The sequence below is a fragment of the Inquilinus sp. CA228 genome, from assembly GCF_052078665.1.
Classification (GTDB): domain Bacteria; phylum Pseudomonadota; class Alphaproteobacteria; order DSM-16000; family Inquilinaceae; genus Inquilinus.
The window spans coordinates 1-525 of the sequence record NZ_JBQJIK010000209.1 but is presented as its reverse complement, the minus strand read 5'-3'; the positions used below and the strand labels follow the sequence as shown (position 1 = coordinate 525).

Below are 525 nucleotides of genomic sequence, written 5' to 3'. Positions count from 1 at the left end.
GACCGCATCACCGACGATGTTGGCCAGCGAGTTCGACCCCACAGCGACAACGTTCAGGACCGAGCCGAGCAGGCCGCCGAGCAGACCTTCGACCGTGCTGAGCACGCCACCCAGCAGGTCGCCGCTGAGCTCGCCGCCCAGCAGGTCGCCGCCGAGCAGGCCGTTGACGATGCCCTCGACCGCGCCGATCAGGCCGCCCAGCAGGTCTTCGCCGCCCAGCAGGCCACCAAGCAGGCCGCCGAGCAGGTCGTCGCCGCCGAGAACGCCACCCAGCAGGCCCTGGACCAGACCGAGCACGCCGCCGAGCAGGTCACCGCCGAGCAGGTCGCCACCCAGCAGGTCGCCGCCCAGGATGCCGCCGAGCAGGTCGTTCACCGTGCCGAGCAGGCCGCCGAGCAGGTCGCCGCCGAGCAGACCGCCAAGCAGGTCGCCACCGAGCAGATCGCCGCCGAGCAGACCGCCAAGCAGGCCGCCGACCGTGCCGAGCACGCCGCCGAGCAGATCGCCGCCCAGCAGATCGCCGCC

1 protein-coding gene is annotated in these 525 nt (G+C 73.1%); it reads right to left on the bottom strand.

The genetic code is table 11. From position 1 onward, the window contains the following. Nucleotides 1-525 (bottom strand): hypothetical protein (locus ACTOWL_RS38040; protein WP_441326494.1); only part of this gene is annotated, 525 nt, incomplete at both ends.